Source organism: Shewanella submarina (genome assembly GCF_042646185.1).
In the GTDB taxonomy this organism is placed as follows: domain Bacteria; phylum Pseudomonadota; class Gammaproteobacteria; order Enterobacterales; family Shewanellaceae; genus Shewanella; species Shewanella corallii.
The window spans coordinates 559453-574364 of record NZ_JBHRTD010000018.1; the positions used below are offsets into that span (position 1 = coordinate 559453).

The following is a 14912-nucleotide window of genomic DNA, read 5'->3' on the forward strand; positions in this document are numbered from 1 at the left end:
CTCTCCGACCAGTTTACGGGCCACAAATTTGTGGCCAAGTCTTGATTAGCGAGTATTACTCTCTGTGATACGGGTGGTTGTTGTTGATGCTCCAGGCCCGATAAAGGCTCTCTGCCACCACAATCCGTACCATGGGATGGGGCAGGGTCAGAGCTGACAGACACCAGCTTTGAGCGGCAGCGGCTTTACATGCCGGCGCTAACCCTTCGGGCCCGCCAATCAAGAGGCTGACATCCCGACCATCCAGTTGCCACTTTTCCAGCTGTGTCGCCAGTTGTGGCGTCGTCCAGTGCTTGCCGGGCAGATCCAGGGTTACAATATGGTTGCCTTTGGGGATTGCCGCCAGCATCAACTCCCCTTCCTTTTGCAGGATGCGGGCGATATCAGCGTTTTTACCACGCTTGCCAGCCGGGATCTCAATCAGTTCCAACGCCATATCCCGGGGGAAACGGCGTTGGTACTCCTCGAAGCCACGGGTTACCCAGTCCGGCATTTTGGTGCCGACTGCCACGAGTTGCAGCTTCATCAGGCGCCTTCAGACCAGAGCTTTTCAAGCTGGTAGAAGTCACGGGTTTGTTCCTGCATGACATGCAGAATCACACCGCCGAAGTCCACCAAAACCCACTCGGAGCCATCACGGCCTTCAACACCCAGAATTTCAATATTGGCCTGCTTGGCTTCTTTCACCGCGTACTCTGCCATGGAACGCACGTGAGTACTGGAAGTACCGGAGCAGATCACCATGTAATCAGTGATAGTAGATTGGTTGGAAACGTCAAAGGTAACAATATCTTTGGCTTTCAGGTCGTCGACCTTATCGACAACAAATGCTTTCAACTCCGCGCTTTGCACGTAAGAGTCCTCATCAATAATTCAAAAACAGCCGCACATTATACGGCAACAATATCAGGTAAGCGACCAATCACTACAGGGGCCGAACGGTTGAATTGGTCAGTCTGGCCGGGACAGATAGAGGTTGTGCGCCTGAATATAATCGGCTACTTCCTTTGGCATCATGGCCGCCGGTAAGTTCCCCTGCCGGAGTTGAGCCCGGATTTCCGTGGAGGAGATATCCTGTGGCGGGACGTCCAGCATCTGGATCTGCCCTGTACTGCCACGGCTGAGTTGGCTGACTATTTGGGCCTGTACCTGCCCGGGCAGCTGGCTGATTTCAAGCTGCCACCCCGGCCGGATCGCGACCAGCAGGCTGCACAGCCCGGTCAGTAGCTGCCACTCGTGCCACAAATGCAGGGACAACAGACTGTCCATACCCATCAGGAATACGAAGTCACAGTCAGGGTATCTTTGCTTGAGGACCTTGAGAGTGTTGACCGAATAACTGGGAGTGCCGGAAGCCGCAAGCTCAAGCTCAATATCACAGAGGCTGAATCCGCTATGGACGTCGCACACGGCGCGGGCCATCGCAAGGCGATGCACAGAGTCAGTTATCTCGCCATCCTTGTGGGGCGGAATGGCATTGGGCATTAACCAGATTTCATCCAGTCCGAGCTGTTTATGGGCTTCCAGAGCGGGTTTAAGGTGGCCGTAATGTATAGGGTCAAAGGTGCCGCCCAACAGACCAATCCAACGGCGGGGTGAGGTTTGTGCCATATCTCAGCCGTTCCTGCTGTGGACAATAAAGTGCATCAGCACACCTCGATATGAGCAAGTTGTCTGTGGGCGGTTGGGTCAAACAGTAAACACAGATGACTCAGGCCTACCCAGTCCTCTTCGCCTTGCTGTTTCAGCTTGGTTTCCAGATTGGCAGCCACCGCCAGCATCTTCTCTATTTGCAGTAGATTCAATCGATTCAACGCAGATTGATACAAAGGTTTACGCTTATCCCAGATGCGCAGACTGCTCCACATAGCGTTCAGATTGGTACCGGCTTCCTGAGCAGACTTGAGTTTGAGCAGAAGCGCCAGTTCTTTAAACAGTGCCCACAACACGATAGGCATGGCGGTGCCCTCAGCTTTCAACTGAGACAGCATGTGCATGGCCCGGCTCTTGTGGTTCTCAAGCAGGGTATCGGACAGCTGGAACACACTGAATCTGGACTGGTCTTCGAAATAGTGGCTCAGCTCTTCTGCCGTCAGCTCTTTTTCATTGGCCAGCAGTTTAAGTAACTTGAGTGCCTGATCTGCCGCCAGCAGGTTGCCTTCGTACAGGTTAAACAGCATGGCTTCGGCATCGCGGCTGAGCTTGAGCTTGAGTTCGCGAATGCGGTCAACCAGCCAGCGCTGAAACTGGGCTCCCTCAGGCGTGGTGCAGGGCAGATATATACCCTGAGCATCCAGAGCTTTAAACCACTTGGTTTTGGTTTGATCCATCCCCAGTTTGGGCCCCATCAACAGTAGTATGGTGTCCGGGTTTGGGTGGGCAACCAACTGCTGCAGCATGGCAGCACCATCTGTACCGGGTTTGGCGTTGGCCAGATGCAGCTCGATGATACGACGGGAAGCAAACAGGCTCATGGCCTGAAACTCCTGCTCCACCTGACTCCACTGGAATCCTGTGTCCTGGGTATCCAGGGTAATACGTTCATCGAAACCCTGGTTGCGGGCAGCGCTGAGGATCTGCTGCTTACAGTTGTCTGTCAGCCAGGGGTCATCACCGAATACCAGATAAACAGATTTGAGCTTGGTCAGTTGAGCGGCAAGTTGATTGGGGTAAACCCGCATCAGTTCACCTCAATGGAGGAGAGGGTCTGTACGATTCGGTCGGCAGCCTGAATTCGCATCTCTTTGGTCAGCAAATCCATTTCGCGGCTTTTGGCCAGTGCTGTACGGGGGTCATCCAGATAATCACGGCGAATTTCCACATTGTAGAAGCCGGGAGCACTGTCTGGCAGGGCGACAGCAAACTCAACCTGATAGATGAGTTCATACTCAGCCACGTTACCTGTTGGATAAAGTGACAAAGTGGCGCGCTCCAGTGAGTCGCGGATCAGGCGCAGGTCGGCAACATCTTTGCTGGCACTGTCGACCAGGTTGACGTTACTCAAACGCAGACGTTCACGAACCAGACGTGTCAGTTCACTGTATTCGTCCTGACTGCTCAGGTGCAGCGTAGTCAGCTGCGGCGGGATCTGATAGCTCCGCTGCAGCTGAAAGCCACAACCGGCACTGGTCAAAATAACCAGTGCCAGCAGTACTGAGCCCAGTGCTTTAGGTGAAAAACTGTTGAATGACAGATTTTTTTTCAGCATAAGCTTAGGGATTTCCTTATTGGCTCAGAATTAGTTGGCGACTATGTTCAGCAGCTTACCTGGGACATAGATGACCTTGCGGACAGTCTTGCCTTCGGTGTGCTTCTGAACCTGCTCTTCGCCCATCCCCAGAGCCTCAACCTCTTCCTTGCTGGCATCAGCAGCAACAGTGATTTTGGCACGCAGTTTACCGTTCACCTGAACTACGATCAGCTTGGAATCTTCAACCAGAGCTGCTTCGTCAACTTCTGGCCAGCGAGTGTCTTCGATGTTGCCTTCGTTGCCCAGCTCATTCCACAGATTGAAGCTCAGGTGCGGAGTGATTGGGTACAGCAGACGAACAACCGCTGACAGGGCCTCTGCCATCAGGGCACGGTCCTGCTCAGATTCAGTAGACGCCTTCTGCAGGTGGTTCATCAGTTCCATCACTGCTGCAACAGCAGTGTTGAACATCTGACGACGGCCGATGTCATCGGATACCTTGGCGATGGTCTTGTGCAGTTCACGACGCAGGTTTTTCTGATCTGCGCTCAGTGACGTCACATCCAGGGCGGCAACCGGGCCAGCAGCAATATGGTCGTGAGCCAGTTTCCACAGACGCTTGATAAAGCGGTGTGCACCTTCCACGCCAGACTCTTGCCATTCCAGAGTCAGCTCTGGTGGCGCAGCGAACATCATAAACAGACGCACGGTATCAGCACCGTACTTCTCAACCATTACCTGAGGGTCGATACCATTGTTCTTGGACTTGGACATCTTGCTCATGCCGGTGTACACCAGCTCATGGCCTTCGTTGTCCACACACTTGGTGATACGACCCTTGTCGTCGCGCTCTTCAACGGTCACATCCAGCGGAGAAACCCAAACACGGGCACCTTTTTCGTTGGTGTAGTAGAAGGCGTCAGCCAGTACCATGCCCTGAGTCAGCAGTTGCTTGGCTGGCTCATCAGAGTTCACCAGGCCAGCGTCGCGCAGCAGCTTGTGGAAGAAGCGGAAATACAGCAGGTGCATACAGGCGTGCTCGATACCACCGATATACTGGTCAACCGGCAGCCAGTAGTTGGCCTTGGTTGGGTCCAGCATTTCGTCAGCCTGTGGGCTACAGTAACGGGCGTAGTACCAGGAAGACTCCATAAAGGTGTCGAAGGTGTCAGTTTCACGCAGGGCGCTCTGACCATTTACTGTGGTCTTGGCCCACTCTTTGTCCGCCTTGATTGGGCTCTGAACACCGTCCATGACCACATCTTCAGGCAGGATAACCGGCAGCTGATCTTCAGGTGTTGGAATAACGGTACCGTCTTCCAGGGTCACCATTGGAATCGGTGCGCCCCAGTAACGCTGACGGGATACACCCCAGTCGCGCAGGCGATAGTTCACCTGACGCTTGCCTTTGCCTTCTGCAGACAGTTTGGCGTCGATAGCATCAAAGGCTGCCTGGAACTCCAGACCGTCAAACTCACCAGAGTTAAACAGTACGCCTTTATCTGTGTAAGCCGCTTCAGAGATGTCGACTTCGCCGTCAGCAGGTTTGATAACCGCTTTCAGGTTCAGGCCGTACTTCTTGGCAAACTCATAGTCACGCTGATCATGTGCAGGTACAGACATTACCGCGCCGGTGCCATAGTTCATCAGCACGAAGTTGGCAGCAAATACCGGTACTTCTTCCCCAGTCAGTGGGTGGATGGCTTTCAGGCCGGTATCCACGCCCAGCTTTTCCATGGTCGCCAGCTCAGCTTCAGTGTTGTTAGCGTTTTTGCACTCATCAACAAAGGCTTTCAGTGCTGGATTGGTTTCAGCTGCTTTTTCAGCAAGAGGGTGAGCTGCAGCGATAGCTACATAGGTCACGCCCATTACAGTGTCAGGACGGGTAGTGTAGATATCGAAAGTCTCGTCACTGCCAGCCACTTTGAAGGTCATTTCGATACCTTCACTGCGGCCAATCCAGTTACGCTGCATGGTCTTAACCTGATCAGGCCAGCCATCCAGAGTGTCGATATCGTTCAGCAGCTCTTCTGCATAGTCGGTGATCTTGATAAACCACTGAGGAATTTCTTTCTGTTCAACAGAGGTATCACAGCGCCAGCAGCAACCGTCGATAACCTGCTCGTTGGCCAGAACTGTCTGGTCGTTAGGGCACCAGTTAACGGCAGAGGTCTTTTTGTATACCAGGCCTTTTTCATACAGCTTGGTGAAGAACCACTGTTCCCAACGATAGTACTCTGGGGTGCAGGTCGCAATTTCGCGGCTCCAGTCATAGCCAAAGCCCAGCAGTTTCAGCTGGTTTTTCATGTACTCAATGTTTTCATAAGTCCATGGAGCTGGTGCAGTTTTGTTGTTGATCGCGGCATTCTCAGCTGGCAGACCGAAGCTGTCCCAACCGATTGGCTGCATCACGTTCTTACCCTGCAGACGCTGGAAACGGGATACTACGTCACCAATGGTGTAGTTACGTACGTGACCCATGTGTAGTCGACCGGATGGATACGGGAACATGGACAGGCAGTAAAACTTTTCTTTGTTTGGGTCTTCGGTGACTTCGAAGGTTTTCTTATCGGCCCAGTGCTTCTGCACCAATGGCTCGATAGCTGAAGGATTGTATTGTTCTTGCATCGATCTCTTCCGGCCTTGCCGCTTGATTTTTGATCTTGCGCCAGTTACTGCGCGATTGGATCTGCATAGAATAAACCAAGAGCGCTTTATACCCAAGTAAGGAAGCAGCAGGAGATTGCTTTAATTTGCATACAGAGATGCTTTGGCCGGTTTTGACTGGAAATCGAAATTCCTGATTAAGATTTTTACACTTGCCCAGAGGGATTGTTTTGGGAGTAAACTGGATACAGGGCATAAAGATTTTTTAGTGTGTCTGATAGCGACCGCCCAGGCCGGATTTGAGGAAAAGGAGTAAGACTCATGAGTGACAAGAGTGCAGCACTGTTGGCCCTTTACCAAAAGCTCATCGATCAGGTTAAAGCTGAATATGCCAAAGACCCTGAGTTGACGACCAAAGACCTGTTGGCGTCAGTCACCAGTGGTCGTGAGTTTCTGACGCTCAGGGAGAGCGCGGATGAAACAGAGCTTGGCTTGGTGGAACACTTTCTTAAGCGGGATATCATCAGCTTTTTGGCTGAGCAACATGCAGGAGACGTCAGTTACAGTCCAACCTTGTTGTCGATGGAAAGTACCTTCTGGCACTGGTTAAGCGAGATTACCGACCGCAGTCAGGTTGAGTGGCATGAGCTGGCTCAGGATCTGAAAACTGAAGGCCATTATCACAGTGGCGAGATTATCAATCAGGGCAAAGTGATCTGCACCCAGTGTGGTCACGCCATGAGTATCGAGTTTCCCGGTGTGATCCCCGACTGCCCAGAGTGTGACAATGGCGAGTTTGTCCGTGAGGCGTTGGCTCCATAGCACACTTGCTAAAGATTATTCCCAATAAGCCCTACTGAGAGGCGGGGCAATTCATTCTTTCCTGCAGGAACCAGCCTTTGCCAGGGTTCCTGCTGATTGTTTTTCTTAACTCACCTGCATAACTACTCACCAAATCCGTCTTTGTTTGCATAAATATTGTGACTGTTCGCAACTAATTGAACTAATACTCTGGTGTTTACCAAGGCTTTTCCTAAGATGCCTGAAAATAAAAATTCAAATAAAGGTAAACTCTATGCAACTGTCCCGTCGCCACTTTCTTTCTGCTGGTGCCGCTGTGGGCACTCTCGCTCTGGCTGGCTGCCAATCCTCTTCTGTCCCTGTTGCTGCGGCTATGCCTGCTCAAACCGGCCCATTGGCGCTGAATTTCAATGAAAACAGTCTTGGGTTACCGGCCTCTTCCATGAAGGCGCTGCAACAGGCCCTTCCCGGTGCATTCCGTTACCCCGATGCTGCCAGGACTGAACTGATGCAGTCGCTGGCCAGTCATTATGGCGTTCAGACCAATCAGTTGATCTATGGCAATGGCTCATCTGAGATTTTGAAAATGAGTCTGGATGCCATGGCGGCAGATGGCGCTCAGCTGGTGATGCCAGACCCCACCTTTGGCGTGATTGAAGACTATGCCCTTGCCCGGGGCATGAAAGTGGTGAAAGTACCTGTCACCGCCGGTTTGCAGACAGATATTGCGGGCATGAAAGCCGCTGTGGCAGCTCACCCGGGGAAATCTGTGGTGTATCTGTGTAACCCCAATAATCCAACCGGCTTGTTGTTGCCGGGTGCTGAGCTGAGTCAATGGCTGGGGCAGGGTTCGGATAAGCTCGAATTTATCATCGACGAGGCCTATGCCGAGTATGTTCAGGATGCGGATTTTGTATCAGCGCTTGCTCAGGTGAAGGCGGGCAATCCACATATCGCCGTGGCCAGAACCTTCTCTAAAATTTATGCCCTGGCGGGTCTGCGGGTCGGTTATGGTATTGCCCAGGCCAGCATGCTTGAGCGTATGGCTGCACAGGCCAGTATAGATAATGCCAACATTGCCGGCTGCGTGGCCGCAAAAGCGGCGCTGGAAGATAGCAGTTGGGTTGAGTTGAGTATCAAGAGCAACCAGCAGTCACTGCAATTGGTGATGGAAACTCTGGCAGCTTTGGGTCTGGAAGCCTTGCCCTGCAACGCCAATTTTATTTTCCATAAGGTGAATGGCGATACTTCTGTGTATCAGAAACGTATGCAAGAGGCGGGTATTCTGGTGGGCCGTAGCTTTAACCACACCAATGGCTGGAATCGCCTGTCGTTGGGACGTCCCGATGAGATGGTGACTTTCTGCAAAACCCTGATCCGTTTCCGTCAGCAAGGCTGGGTCTGATTTCCTTTGTTGCAGGGCAATCGCTGCCCTGCAACTTTCCACTGTTTTCACCTCTATTATTTTTGCAAAAACGCCTTCTTTTACTAGGTTTAAAGCATAACTTTTATTACCTGCATGCTTATGTTGAAGGACAAACATATTCTGGTCATTGATGACTCCCGGGCCATTCTTTTATTGCTGCAATCCATGCTCGACAAACAGGGTTACCATCAGGTGACCTGTGTGGATTGTGCTGCCAGGGCTATCAAAGTGATTGACCGAAACCCGGGAAAATATGCCTTGCTGCTTACCGATCTGAATATGCCGGATATGGATGGTATGCAGCTATTACGTAAGCTGGGAGAAATTGAGTTCAAAGGGGCGGTGGGGATCATCTCCGAGATGGAGCCCAGAATCATTACTCTCGCAGCCGAGATTGCCCAGCATCACAGGTTGAGATTGATTGGCTGTGTGCCCAAGCCGATTCAGCCAAATGATCTCAACGGACTGCTGCTGAAAGCAGAAGAGCTGATGGGCGATGTCCGTAAAGACAAACAGGAGCTCAGTAAGGCTGAACTGCTTGAGGCTCTGGATAAGGGATGGGTTACCCCTTACTACCAGCCCAAGGTCAATATGGTGACCAATAAGGTGGACAGTGTTGAAGTGCTGATGCGTATCAAGCGTCCGGGAGAGGTTAACGCCATTACTCCCTGGCGGTTTATCGAAGCCGCAGAAAAGCATGGTTTGCTGGATGCCATGACATTTCAGTTGATTCATAAGTCGTGTCAATCCGGTCATTACCTTAAACAGATATTCGGGGAGCAGGTCAAACTGGGGATTAACCTGTCGCCTCCCCAGCTGGAGCAGGAGGGGCTGGTTGAACGTCTGGAGTCCGCCTTTAAGGAAGAGGGCGTGATGATTGATAAGGTGGTGCTGGAGATCACTGAAGAGAGAGCGCTGAGAAATGCGCGGCAACTGGAAACGCTCAATCGTTTACGAATGCGCGGTTTCGGAGTGTCTCTGGATGATTTTGGCACAGGTTTTACCAATGTGAATCAACTGCGAACCCTGCCATTTTCCGAGGTGAAAATCGACCGGAGCCTGATTATCAATATCCATCGTGATGCATTCTGTCAGGCTGTGGTGCACTCATTGACGGATATTGCAAAGCAGCTGGGTGTTACCCTGGTTGCGGAAGGGATCGAGCAGGTGGAAGAGCTGAAATACCTGATTGATAACTGTGACCAAATGGTGGTTCAGGGATATCTGATTTGTCTGCCCAGACCGGTTGAAGCTCTGGCGGCCTGGTACGCGAGCTGGCAAAAACAGTTTGTCAGTATGCAGTAACAGAGCAAGCACTGAATAAAGACGTTAAGCTGAGCCCACAACAGGGCTCAGTCCAGGTGAGTCATTACAGCCCGACTGTGTAGCGGCTGGAAGATGATTCAGTTTGTCCTACCATTTCATCGTATGCAGTCTGAAGTTGCACAGTAGCGGTTTTTACCCCTATGGATGCCAGGGCATGTTCAGCTTCACTGATGGAGTTGTAAGTAATCAGCTCGCCACGTTTACTTTTCAATGCATGAAACAACCCATGCCCATCTTCAAGTCCTGCCAAATAGTGATTGCTGTCTGCATAGCTGATGATCATGGCTTCACCCTGACCATGCTGAATTTGTTGCATAAGTTGTTCTGCCAGCATTTAAGCTCTCCTGATTGTCCATTCCTGAATAGTTACGCAGGCAGAGTGAAAACCGTTCAGTCTATTTATCACCTTTGCTGATCGTCCGCCGACAGAGGGCGTAGTTAAGGGTAGAGTGAAACTTGAACCGCAAAGGCTCCATTTATCCCCTGATGGGAGACGTTGCATGAAACAGATACTGCTTATCTTCATTCTGCTTGCTGGTCACGCTCAGGCTGATGAACTCCTCCATGTTGGTGGTGCAGAGCTTGAAGTGCACTTTGAAGATGGATTTGATGCCAGCGAGAGGAAGGTAGTGACTCGCTGGCTCGAGCGCTACAGTCAGGCGTTGGCCGGGCTTTATGGTCGCTTTCCGGTAGAACAGGCCAGGTACCAGGTTAGACGGGCCAGCTATGGCAAAGGACCTGTGCCCTGGGCGGAAGTCCGAAGAGAAGGCGTAGAAGGGGTCAACTTTTACCTTGGTCAGGAGCTGAGTTCATACACTCTGATGGCGGACTGGACCGCTGCTCATGAGTTAAGTCACCTGCTGATGCCATACCCGGGGCGAAGTGATGTATGGCTATCTGAAGGGCTGGCCAGTTGGTATCAGGGCATATTGATGTTCAATGCGGGACTCAAGAGTGAGCAGGCGGTGTGGCAGGGGCTGATAGATGGATTTTCGCGGGCAGACAACAGCCGATTTTCCGGCAACCTCAGTCAGGCGAGCAGGGAAATGAAGTCACAGCACAGTTATATGAGGGTTTACTGGGTGGGCGCTGCCTACTATTTGCAGATGGAGTACGCGCTGCAGCTGCATGGTGAACAGCTGTTGGCAGTACTGTCCAGTTACCAGAGCTGTTGCCGTAACAACAGCAGTTATAAAACCGGGCGGGAGTTCATTACGGCTTTGGATGAGCAACTGGGGATGAGCCTGTTCAGTTATTACTATGATAAGTGGCGTGACAGCGACAAGATGCCGGATGTCAGCTCAGCACTGGCATGGTTCGGGGTATCTCAGGAAGATGGCCAGGTGGTGCTGGATAAAGAGCATATCAGTGCCATGCGGCGGGCTCAGCTCTACAAGTATCCGGTAGAGGTGCCAAAGTCCAGATTGTTGGCTCTGGGTGGAAATCGTCCCAAATGAAGAATGAAAAAGACCGCCATGTGGCGGTCTTTTTTATCAGTCAGCGGACTTAGGCAATCCCAACAGGCTAAGTCTTCTGGCAATACTCAGTGCCATCAGCACCACAGCCAGTGCCAGAACCGGCCATTGCCCCAGCTTGTTGAACCAGGTCATGCCGGTTACCAATGGCACCTCGGCGGTCAATACTCCAGCTTCAAACTGAGGCAGGGACTTAATCACATTCCCCTGATAGTCCACCACGGCAGTAACACCATTGTTGGTGGCTCGCAGTAAAGGCCTGCCCAGCTCCACCGCACGCATACGGGCAATTTGCATATGCTGCAGTGGTCCGTTGGACTCGCCGAACCAAGCGTCATTGGAGACTGTCATCAGCATATCTGTGTTGCTGTGAACATTGTCTCTGACCTGCTCAGGGAAGGCGATTTCATAACAGATGGCCGGTGCCAGTTGATAACCCAGAGCGCTCAGGTTTGGCTGCTGATAGTCACCCCGGGCAAAGGAGGACATGGGCAGATTAAACAGGGGCGCAATCGGACGCAGCAGATCCTCAAAAGGTACAAACTCACCTATGGGAAGCAAGTGGTGTTTGCGAAACTCATTGACGCCGTCACCCAGATAGTCGCCCGCAGGCTGCTGCTTGCCAAAGTGGTTCCCCAACACGATCAGTGAGTTATAAAACTTGTCCTGCTGGTAACTGATAATGCCTGTGATAATAGCTGCGTGATTCAGGTTAGCGGCCTTATTGGCGTTCTCCAGAAAGTCATTGACCATATACTCTGGCGCCGGAATAGCCGCTTCGGGCCAAATCACGATATCGGCATCCAGTACAGGGCGGGACAGGTCCATGTATTTGAGCATGGTGGGCCACAGGTGATCAGGTTCCCACTTCATGCTTTGGGCTATATTGCCCTGCACCAGTGCGACCTTAACCTGTTTGTTCTGAGACACAATGTCATTCAGTGATGGGACCGCCATGGTCACTGCCAGCAAGATTGGCAGGGCAATGGCCAATGGCTTCCAGCGCTTGCTCAGTGCCAGCAAGATGGCACCGGCCATAAAGGCCACCACAAAGCTTAACCCCAGAGTGCCTGTGATGGATGCCAGCGGCCGCAGCGGACCATCAGTCTGGCTGTAACCGGCCCACAGCCAGGGGAAGCCTGTCATTATCCAGCCCCGCAACCACTCTGTCAGTGTCCACAAGGCAGGGAACAGCGCCAGATAGCGCCAGTAGTCGTTGCGGCGGCTCAGTTTCTGCAGCAGACCACCGGCCAAAGCAGGATACAGCGCCAGATACAGTGCCAGCAGTGCCATCAGACCTATCGAGGCAACCAGCGGCAGACCGCCGTACCTGTCCATACTGACATGGACCCAGCTGATACCAATACTGAAAGCGCCAAAGCCGAAGCTCAGCCAATAACCAAAGGCAGCTTTAAAACTGTGTGTGGGCATACGCCAAAGGGCGAAGGCCAGTGCGAGAGGATAGAGCACCCAAATATTGTAGGGCGCAAAAGCAAGAGCGGTACTGCCGCCGGCCGCATAGGCCGTGAGCAGTACCGCAACAGGATGGGACAAAAGTTTGTCCCGGGTCTTGGTCAACAGCATTTATTCTTCTGTCGGTTCAGCCTCTTCGGAGGCAGGCAGAGTTACCCTGAGTTGGATCAGGCGACGGGTATCAGCATTGATAACCTTAAACTCAATACCTTCAATGGTGATTTTTTCATTGCGCTCAGGCAGATGACCAAAGGCATGGGACACCAGGCCACCAATGGTATCGAACTCTTCGTCACTGAACTGAGTGGCGAATTTTTCGTTAAAGTCTTCAACCGGAGTCAAAGCTTTTACCATATAGACACGGTTACTTACCTTACGGATTTCCGTTTCTTCTGCGCTGTCATGGTCGAATTCATCTTCGATTTCGCCCACGATCTCTTCAAGAATGTCTTCAATGGTGACCAAACCGGACACACCACCGTACTCATCCACTACGATTGCCATGTGGTAGCGTTGGGAGCGGAACTCCTTCAGCAGCACATCCACTCGCTTGCTCTCAGGCACTACTACTGCTGGGCGCAGCACCTTTGACAGGGCGAATGGTTCTTCGCTCATGTTAAAACCGTACTTGATCAGATCTTTCGCCAGCAAAATCCCTTCGATGTGGTCTTTGTCTTCATTCACCACAGGGAAGCGGGAGTGGGCAGAGGAGATCACAGTGGAGAGCAGCTCTTCGACTGTGTTGTTGATCTGAACGGCTACAATCTGGGCACGCGGGATCATAATGTCACGCACACGCAGATCGGAAACCTCCAATACACCTTTAATCATTTCACGGGTGTCTTCAGTGATCAGTTCACGCTGTTCAGCGTCGTGGATCACTTCCACCAGTTCTTCGCGATTCTGAGGCTCGCCCTGGAACAACTGGCTAACGCGATCAAACCAGTTCTTTTTAGGGGCGTTCGTACTCGGGGGGATGTCGTCACTCATAGTGTTGCTCTTAGCTTGTTTCAAGCTAATTATTGCTCCTTGTAAGGGTCTTCAAATCCAAGGCTTTCAACGATTTGAGTCTCGATGGACTCCATCTCTTCCGCCTCGGCATCTTCGATATGATCATAACCTAGCAGATGCAGACAACCGTGCACAACCATGTGTGCCCAGTGGGCTTCGACCGGCTTGTTTTGATCGGCAGCCTCATTTTCAACGACCTCGGCACAAATGACAAGATCTCCAAGCAGAGGCAGTTCAATTCCCGGCGGGGCTTCAAATGGGAAGGACAGCACATTGGTTGATTTGTCCTTGCCACGGTAGTCCCGGTTCAGGGTTTGGCTTTCTTCGGCTTCCACAATGCGGATGGTGAGTTCCGCCTCGTCCATGGTGTTGCCCAGTGCTGCACGAACCCAGGTTTCAAACTGGGCTTCCGAGGGCAGGTTATAGCCCTCCACAGCGATTTGCAGGTCCATAGCCAAATCAAGACTCATGGCTGGTTTCCTCAATTCTGTACTGACTGTCAGTCACACCTTTGGCGGCCTGAACTTTCTGGTCATGAGCTTCATAGGCTTCAACGATACGGGCAACCACAGGGTGGCGCACCACATCTTTGGCCTGGAAGAAGTTAAAGCTGATCTCTTCCACGTTGCCCAGTACTTCGATGGCGTGACGCAGGCCGGATTTGGCATTGCGTGGCAAATCGATCTGAGTGATATCTCCTGTGATTACCGCCTTGGAGTTGAAGCCAATACGGGTCAGGAACATCTTCATCTGTTCAACTGTGGTGTTCTGGCTTTCGTCCAGAATGATAAAGGCGTCGTTCAGGGTACGGCCACGCATATAAGCCAGAGGCGCGACTTCGATAACATTACGCTCGATCAGGCGTTCCACTTTTTCAAAGCCCATCATCTCGAACAGGGCGTCATACAGAGGACGCAGATAAGGGTCCACCTTCTGGCTCAAGTCGCCGGGCAGGAAGCCCAGTTTCTCACCGGCTTCAACTGCTGGGCGGGTCAGCAGGATGCGGCGGATCTCCTGACGCTCAAGTGCATCAACCGCAGCGGCAACCGCCAGGTAGGTTTTACCTGTACCCGCCGGCCCAATACCAAAGGTGATGTCGTGGCGCACAATATTGGCCACATACTGACTCTGGTTTGGATTGCGAGGCTTAATTACGCCACGTCGGGTTTTGATATACAGCTCTTTATCGTCGCCGGGCTCTTCCACTTCCAGTGCAATGGCTTCCTGAATGGCAATATGCACCTGATCCGGCTCAAGGTCAGGAGTGCTGCCCTTGACCGGCTGAGTTTCTACATAGAGCTCTTTCAGCAGATTGTTGGCGGTTAAGCAGTTGCGAGGCAGGCCGACAATTTTAAAATGGTTGTTACGGTAGCTGATCTCTACGCCGATGCGGCGCTCGAGTTGTTTGATGTTGTCATCGAAGGGACCGCACAGTGATGCCAGACGGCGATTGTCGGCGGGTTCGAGGTACAAATTCATCGTATTTAATTTGCTGGACAACGAATGCTCCCTTGTTTGCATTAGTAAAACGGGTTGCTACTGAACGCATTGGACCCGTGTGTTGGCACTTATCTTACTCCCAAAAAACGGCAAGGGCGACCAT

The 14912-nt window shown here is 52.0% G+C and carries 15 protein-coding genes; 4 read left to right on the top strand and 11 right to left on the bottom strand.

Going from position 1 to position 14912, the window contains the following annotated elements:
- Nucleotides 1-55: 55 nt before the first annotated feature.
- The 6 genes from rlmH to leuS all read right to left on the bottom strand — a co-directional run bounded on the left by rlmH (nucleotide 56) and on the right by leuS (nucleotide 5818).
- Nucleotides 56-526, bottom strand: coding sequence for a 23S rRNA (pseudouridine(1915)-N(3))-methyltransferase RlmH (rlmH, locus tag ACFOE0_RS19410; RefSeq protein WP_115138040.1), 471 nt, complete (start codon nucleotides 524-526; stop codon nucleotides 56-58).
- On the bottom strand, nucleotides 526-852 hold the full coding sequence (gene rsfS / locus ACFOE0_RS19415; RefSeq protein WP_115138039.1) for a ribosome silencing factor: 327 nt from the start codon (nucleotides 850-852) through the stop codon (nucleotides 526-528). Before rsfS ends, rlmH begins: the two co-directional genes overlap by 1 nt.
- Nucleotides 853-951: 99 nt before the next feature.
- The gene (gene nadD, locus ACFOE0_RS19420) at nucleotides 952-1611 is read right to left on the bottom strand and encodes a nicotinate-nucleotide adenylyltransferase (protein WP_248934246.1); all 660 of its coding nucleotides are present in this window, start codon (nucleotides 1609-1611) and stop codon (nucleotides 952-954) included.
- A gap of 35 nt (nucleotides 1612-1646) precedes the next feature.
- Nucleotides 1647-2681 carry a DNA polymerase III subunit delta gene (holA, locus tag ACFOE0_RS19425; protein WP_248934247.1) on the bottom strand — a complete coding sequence of 345 codons (1035 nt, stop codon included), beginning with the start codon at nucleotides 2679-2681 and terminating at the stop codon, nucleotides 1647-1649.
- Nucleotides 2681-3208, bottom strand: coding sequence for an LPS-assembly lipoprotein LptE (locus ACFOE0_RS19430; RefSeq protein ID WP_248934248.1), 528 nt, complete (start codon nucleotides 3206-3208; stop codon nucleotides 2681-2683). Before ACFOE0_RS19430 ends, holA begins: the two co-directional genes overlap by 1 nt.
- Nucleotides 3209-3238: 30 nt before the next feature.
- Nucleotides 3239-5818 carry a leucine--tRNA ligase gene (gene leuS / locus ACFOE0_RS19435; RefSeq protein ID WP_248934249.1) on the bottom strand — a complete coding sequence of 860 codons (2580 nt, stop codon included), beginning with the start codon at nucleotides 5816-5818 and terminating at the stop codon, nucleotides 3239-3241.
- A gap of 300 nt (nucleotides 5819-6118) precedes the next feature.
- Here leuS and ACFOE0_RS19440 point away from each other — a divergent pair, with 300 nt between their 5' ends.
- The 3 genes from ACFOE0_RS19440 to ACFOE0_RS19450 all read left to right on the top strand — a co-directional run bounded on the left by ACFOE0_RS19440 (nucleotide 6119) and on the right by ACFOE0_RS19450 (nucleotide 9329).
- On the top strand, nucleotides 6119-6619 hold the full coding sequence (locus tag ACFOE0_RS19440) for a zinc ribbon-containing protein (protein ID WP_115138034.1): 501 nt from the start codon (nucleotides 6119-6121) through the stop codon (nucleotides 6617-6619).
- A gap of 253 nt (nucleotides 6620-6872) precedes the next feature.
- Nucleotides 6873-8003 (top strand): pyridoxal phosphate-dependent aminotransferase, encoded by a 1131-nt coding sequence (locus ACFOE0_RS19445; protein ID WP_248934250.1) that lies wholly within the window; start codon nucleotides 6873-6875, stop codon nucleotides 8001-8003.
- A gap of 120 nt (nucleotides 8004-8123) precedes the next feature.
- Nucleotides 8124-9329, top strand: coding sequence for an EAL domain-containing response regulator (locus ACFOE0_RS19450; protein WP_248934251.1), 1206 nt, complete (start codon nucleotides 8124-8126; stop codon nucleotides 9327-9329).
- A 64-nt stretch (nucleotides 9330-9393) separates the two neighbouring features.
- Here ACFOE0_RS19450 and ACFOE0_RS19455 read toward each other — a convergent pair whose 3' ends face one another.
- Nucleotides 9394-9684 (bottom strand): DUF6482 family protein, encoded by a 291-nt coding sequence (locus ACFOE0_RS19455; RefSeq protein ID WP_115138031.1) that lies wholly within the window; start codon nucleotides 9682-9684, stop codon nucleotides 9394-9396.
- Nucleotides 9685-9850: 166 nt separating this feature from the next.
- Here ACFOE0_RS19455 and ACFOE0_RS19460 point away from each other — a divergent pair, with 166 nt between their 5' ends.
- Nucleotides 9851-10807 (top strand): hypothetical protein, encoded by a 957-nt coding sequence (locus tag ACFOE0_RS19460; RefSeq protein ID WP_248934252.1) that lies wholly within the window; start codon nucleotides 9851-9853, stop codon nucleotides 10805-10807.
- A 36-nt stretch (nucleotides 10808-10843) separates the two neighbouring features.
- Here ACFOE0_RS19460 and lnt read toward each other — a convergent pair whose 3' ends face one another.
- Genes lnt through ACFOE0_RS19480 form a run of 4 tightly spaced genes read right to left on the bottom strand, consistent with a single transcriptional unit; the run spans nucleotide 10844 to nucleotide 14809 of the window.
- A complete protein-coding gene (lnt, locus tag ACFOE0_RS19465) occupies nucleotides 10844-12409 on the bottom strand; it encodes an apolipoprotein N-acyltransferase (RefSeq protein WP_248934253.1) in 1566 nt (521 codons plus the stop codon).
- Nucleotides 12410-13288 carry a CNNM family magnesium/cobalt transport protein CorC gene (gene corC, locus ACFOE0_RS19470; RefSeq protein WP_248934254.1) on the bottom strand — a complete coding sequence of 293 codons (879 nt, stop codon included), beginning with the start codon at nucleotides 13286-13288 and terminating at the stop codon, nucleotides 12410-12412. It lies immediately after the preceding gene.
- Between the two features lie 29 nt (nucleotides 13289-13317).
- Nucleotides 13318-13779 carry an rRNA maturation RNase YbeY gene (ybeY, locus tag ACFOE0_RS19475; protein WP_115138027.1) on the bottom strand — a complete coding sequence of 154 codons (462 nt, stop codon included), beginning with the start codon at nucleotides 13777-13779 and terminating at the stop codon, nucleotides 13318-13320.
- Nucleotides 13769-14809 (bottom strand): PhoH family protein, encoded by a 1041-nt coding sequence (locus ACFOE0_RS19480; protein ID WP_248934255.1) that lies wholly within the window; start codon nucleotides 14807-14809, stop codon nucleotides 13769-13771. The genes ybeY and ACFOE0_RS19480 overlap by 11 nt, the downstream gene beginning before the upstream one ends.
- Nucleotides 14810-14912: the final 103 nt, after the last annotated feature.

Excerpts from the sequence above, each read along its gene's own strand:
- nadD (WP_248934246.1), bottom strand. The coding sequence starts at position 1,611 with ATGGCACAAACCTCACCCCGCCGTTGGATTGGTCTGTTGGGCGGCACC.
- holA (WP_248934247.1), bottom strand. The coding sequence starts at position 2,681 with ATGCGGGTTTACCCCAATCAACTTGCCGCTCAACTGACCAAGCTCAAA.
- ACFOE0_RS19460 (WP_248934252.1), top strand. The coding sequence starts at position 9,851 with ATGAAACAGATACTGCTTATCTTCATTCTGCTTGCTGGTCACGCTCAG.
- ACFOE0_RS19445 (WP_248934250.1), top strand. The coding sequence starts at position 6,873 with ATGCAACTGTCCCGTCGCCACTTTCTTTCTGCTGGTGCCGCTGTGGGC.
- corC (WP_248934254.1), bottom strand. The coding sequence starts at position 13,288 with ATGAGTGACGACATCCCCCCGAGTACGAACGCCCCTAAAAAGAACTGG.
- lnt (WP_248934253.1), bottom strand. The coding sequence starts at position 12,409 with ATGCTGTTGACCAAGACCCGGGACAAACTTTTGTCCCATCCTGTTGCG.
- ACFOE0_RS19440 (WP_115138034.1), top strand. The coding sequence starts at position 6,119 with ATGAGTGACAAGAGTGCAGCACTGTTGGCCCTTTACCAAAAGCTCATC.
- ACFOE0_RS19455 (WP_115138031.1), bottom strand. The coding sequence starts at position 9,684 with ATGCTGGCAGAACAACTTATGCAACAAATTCAGCATGGTCAGGGTGAA.
- ybeY (WP_115138027.1), bottom strand. The coding sequence starts at position 13,779 with ATGAGTCTTGATTTGGCTATGGACCTGCAAATCGCTGTGGAGGGCTAT.
- rlmH (WP_115138040.1), bottom strand. The coding sequence starts at position 526 with ATGAAGCTGCAACTCGTGGCAGTCGGCACCAAAATGCCGGACTGGGTA.
- leuS (WP_248934249.1), bottom strand. The coding sequence starts at position 5,818 with ATGCAAGAACAATACAATCCTTCAGCTATCGAGCCATTGGTGCAGAAG.
- ACFOE0_RS19430 (WP_248934248.1), bottom strand. The coding sequence starts at position 3,208 with ATGCTGAAAAAAAATCTGTCATTCAACAGTTTTTCACCTAAAGCACTG.
- ACFOE0_RS19450 (WP_248934251.1), top strand. The coding sequence starts at position 8,124 with ATGTTGAAGGACAAACATATTCTGGTCATTGATGACTCCCGGGCCATT.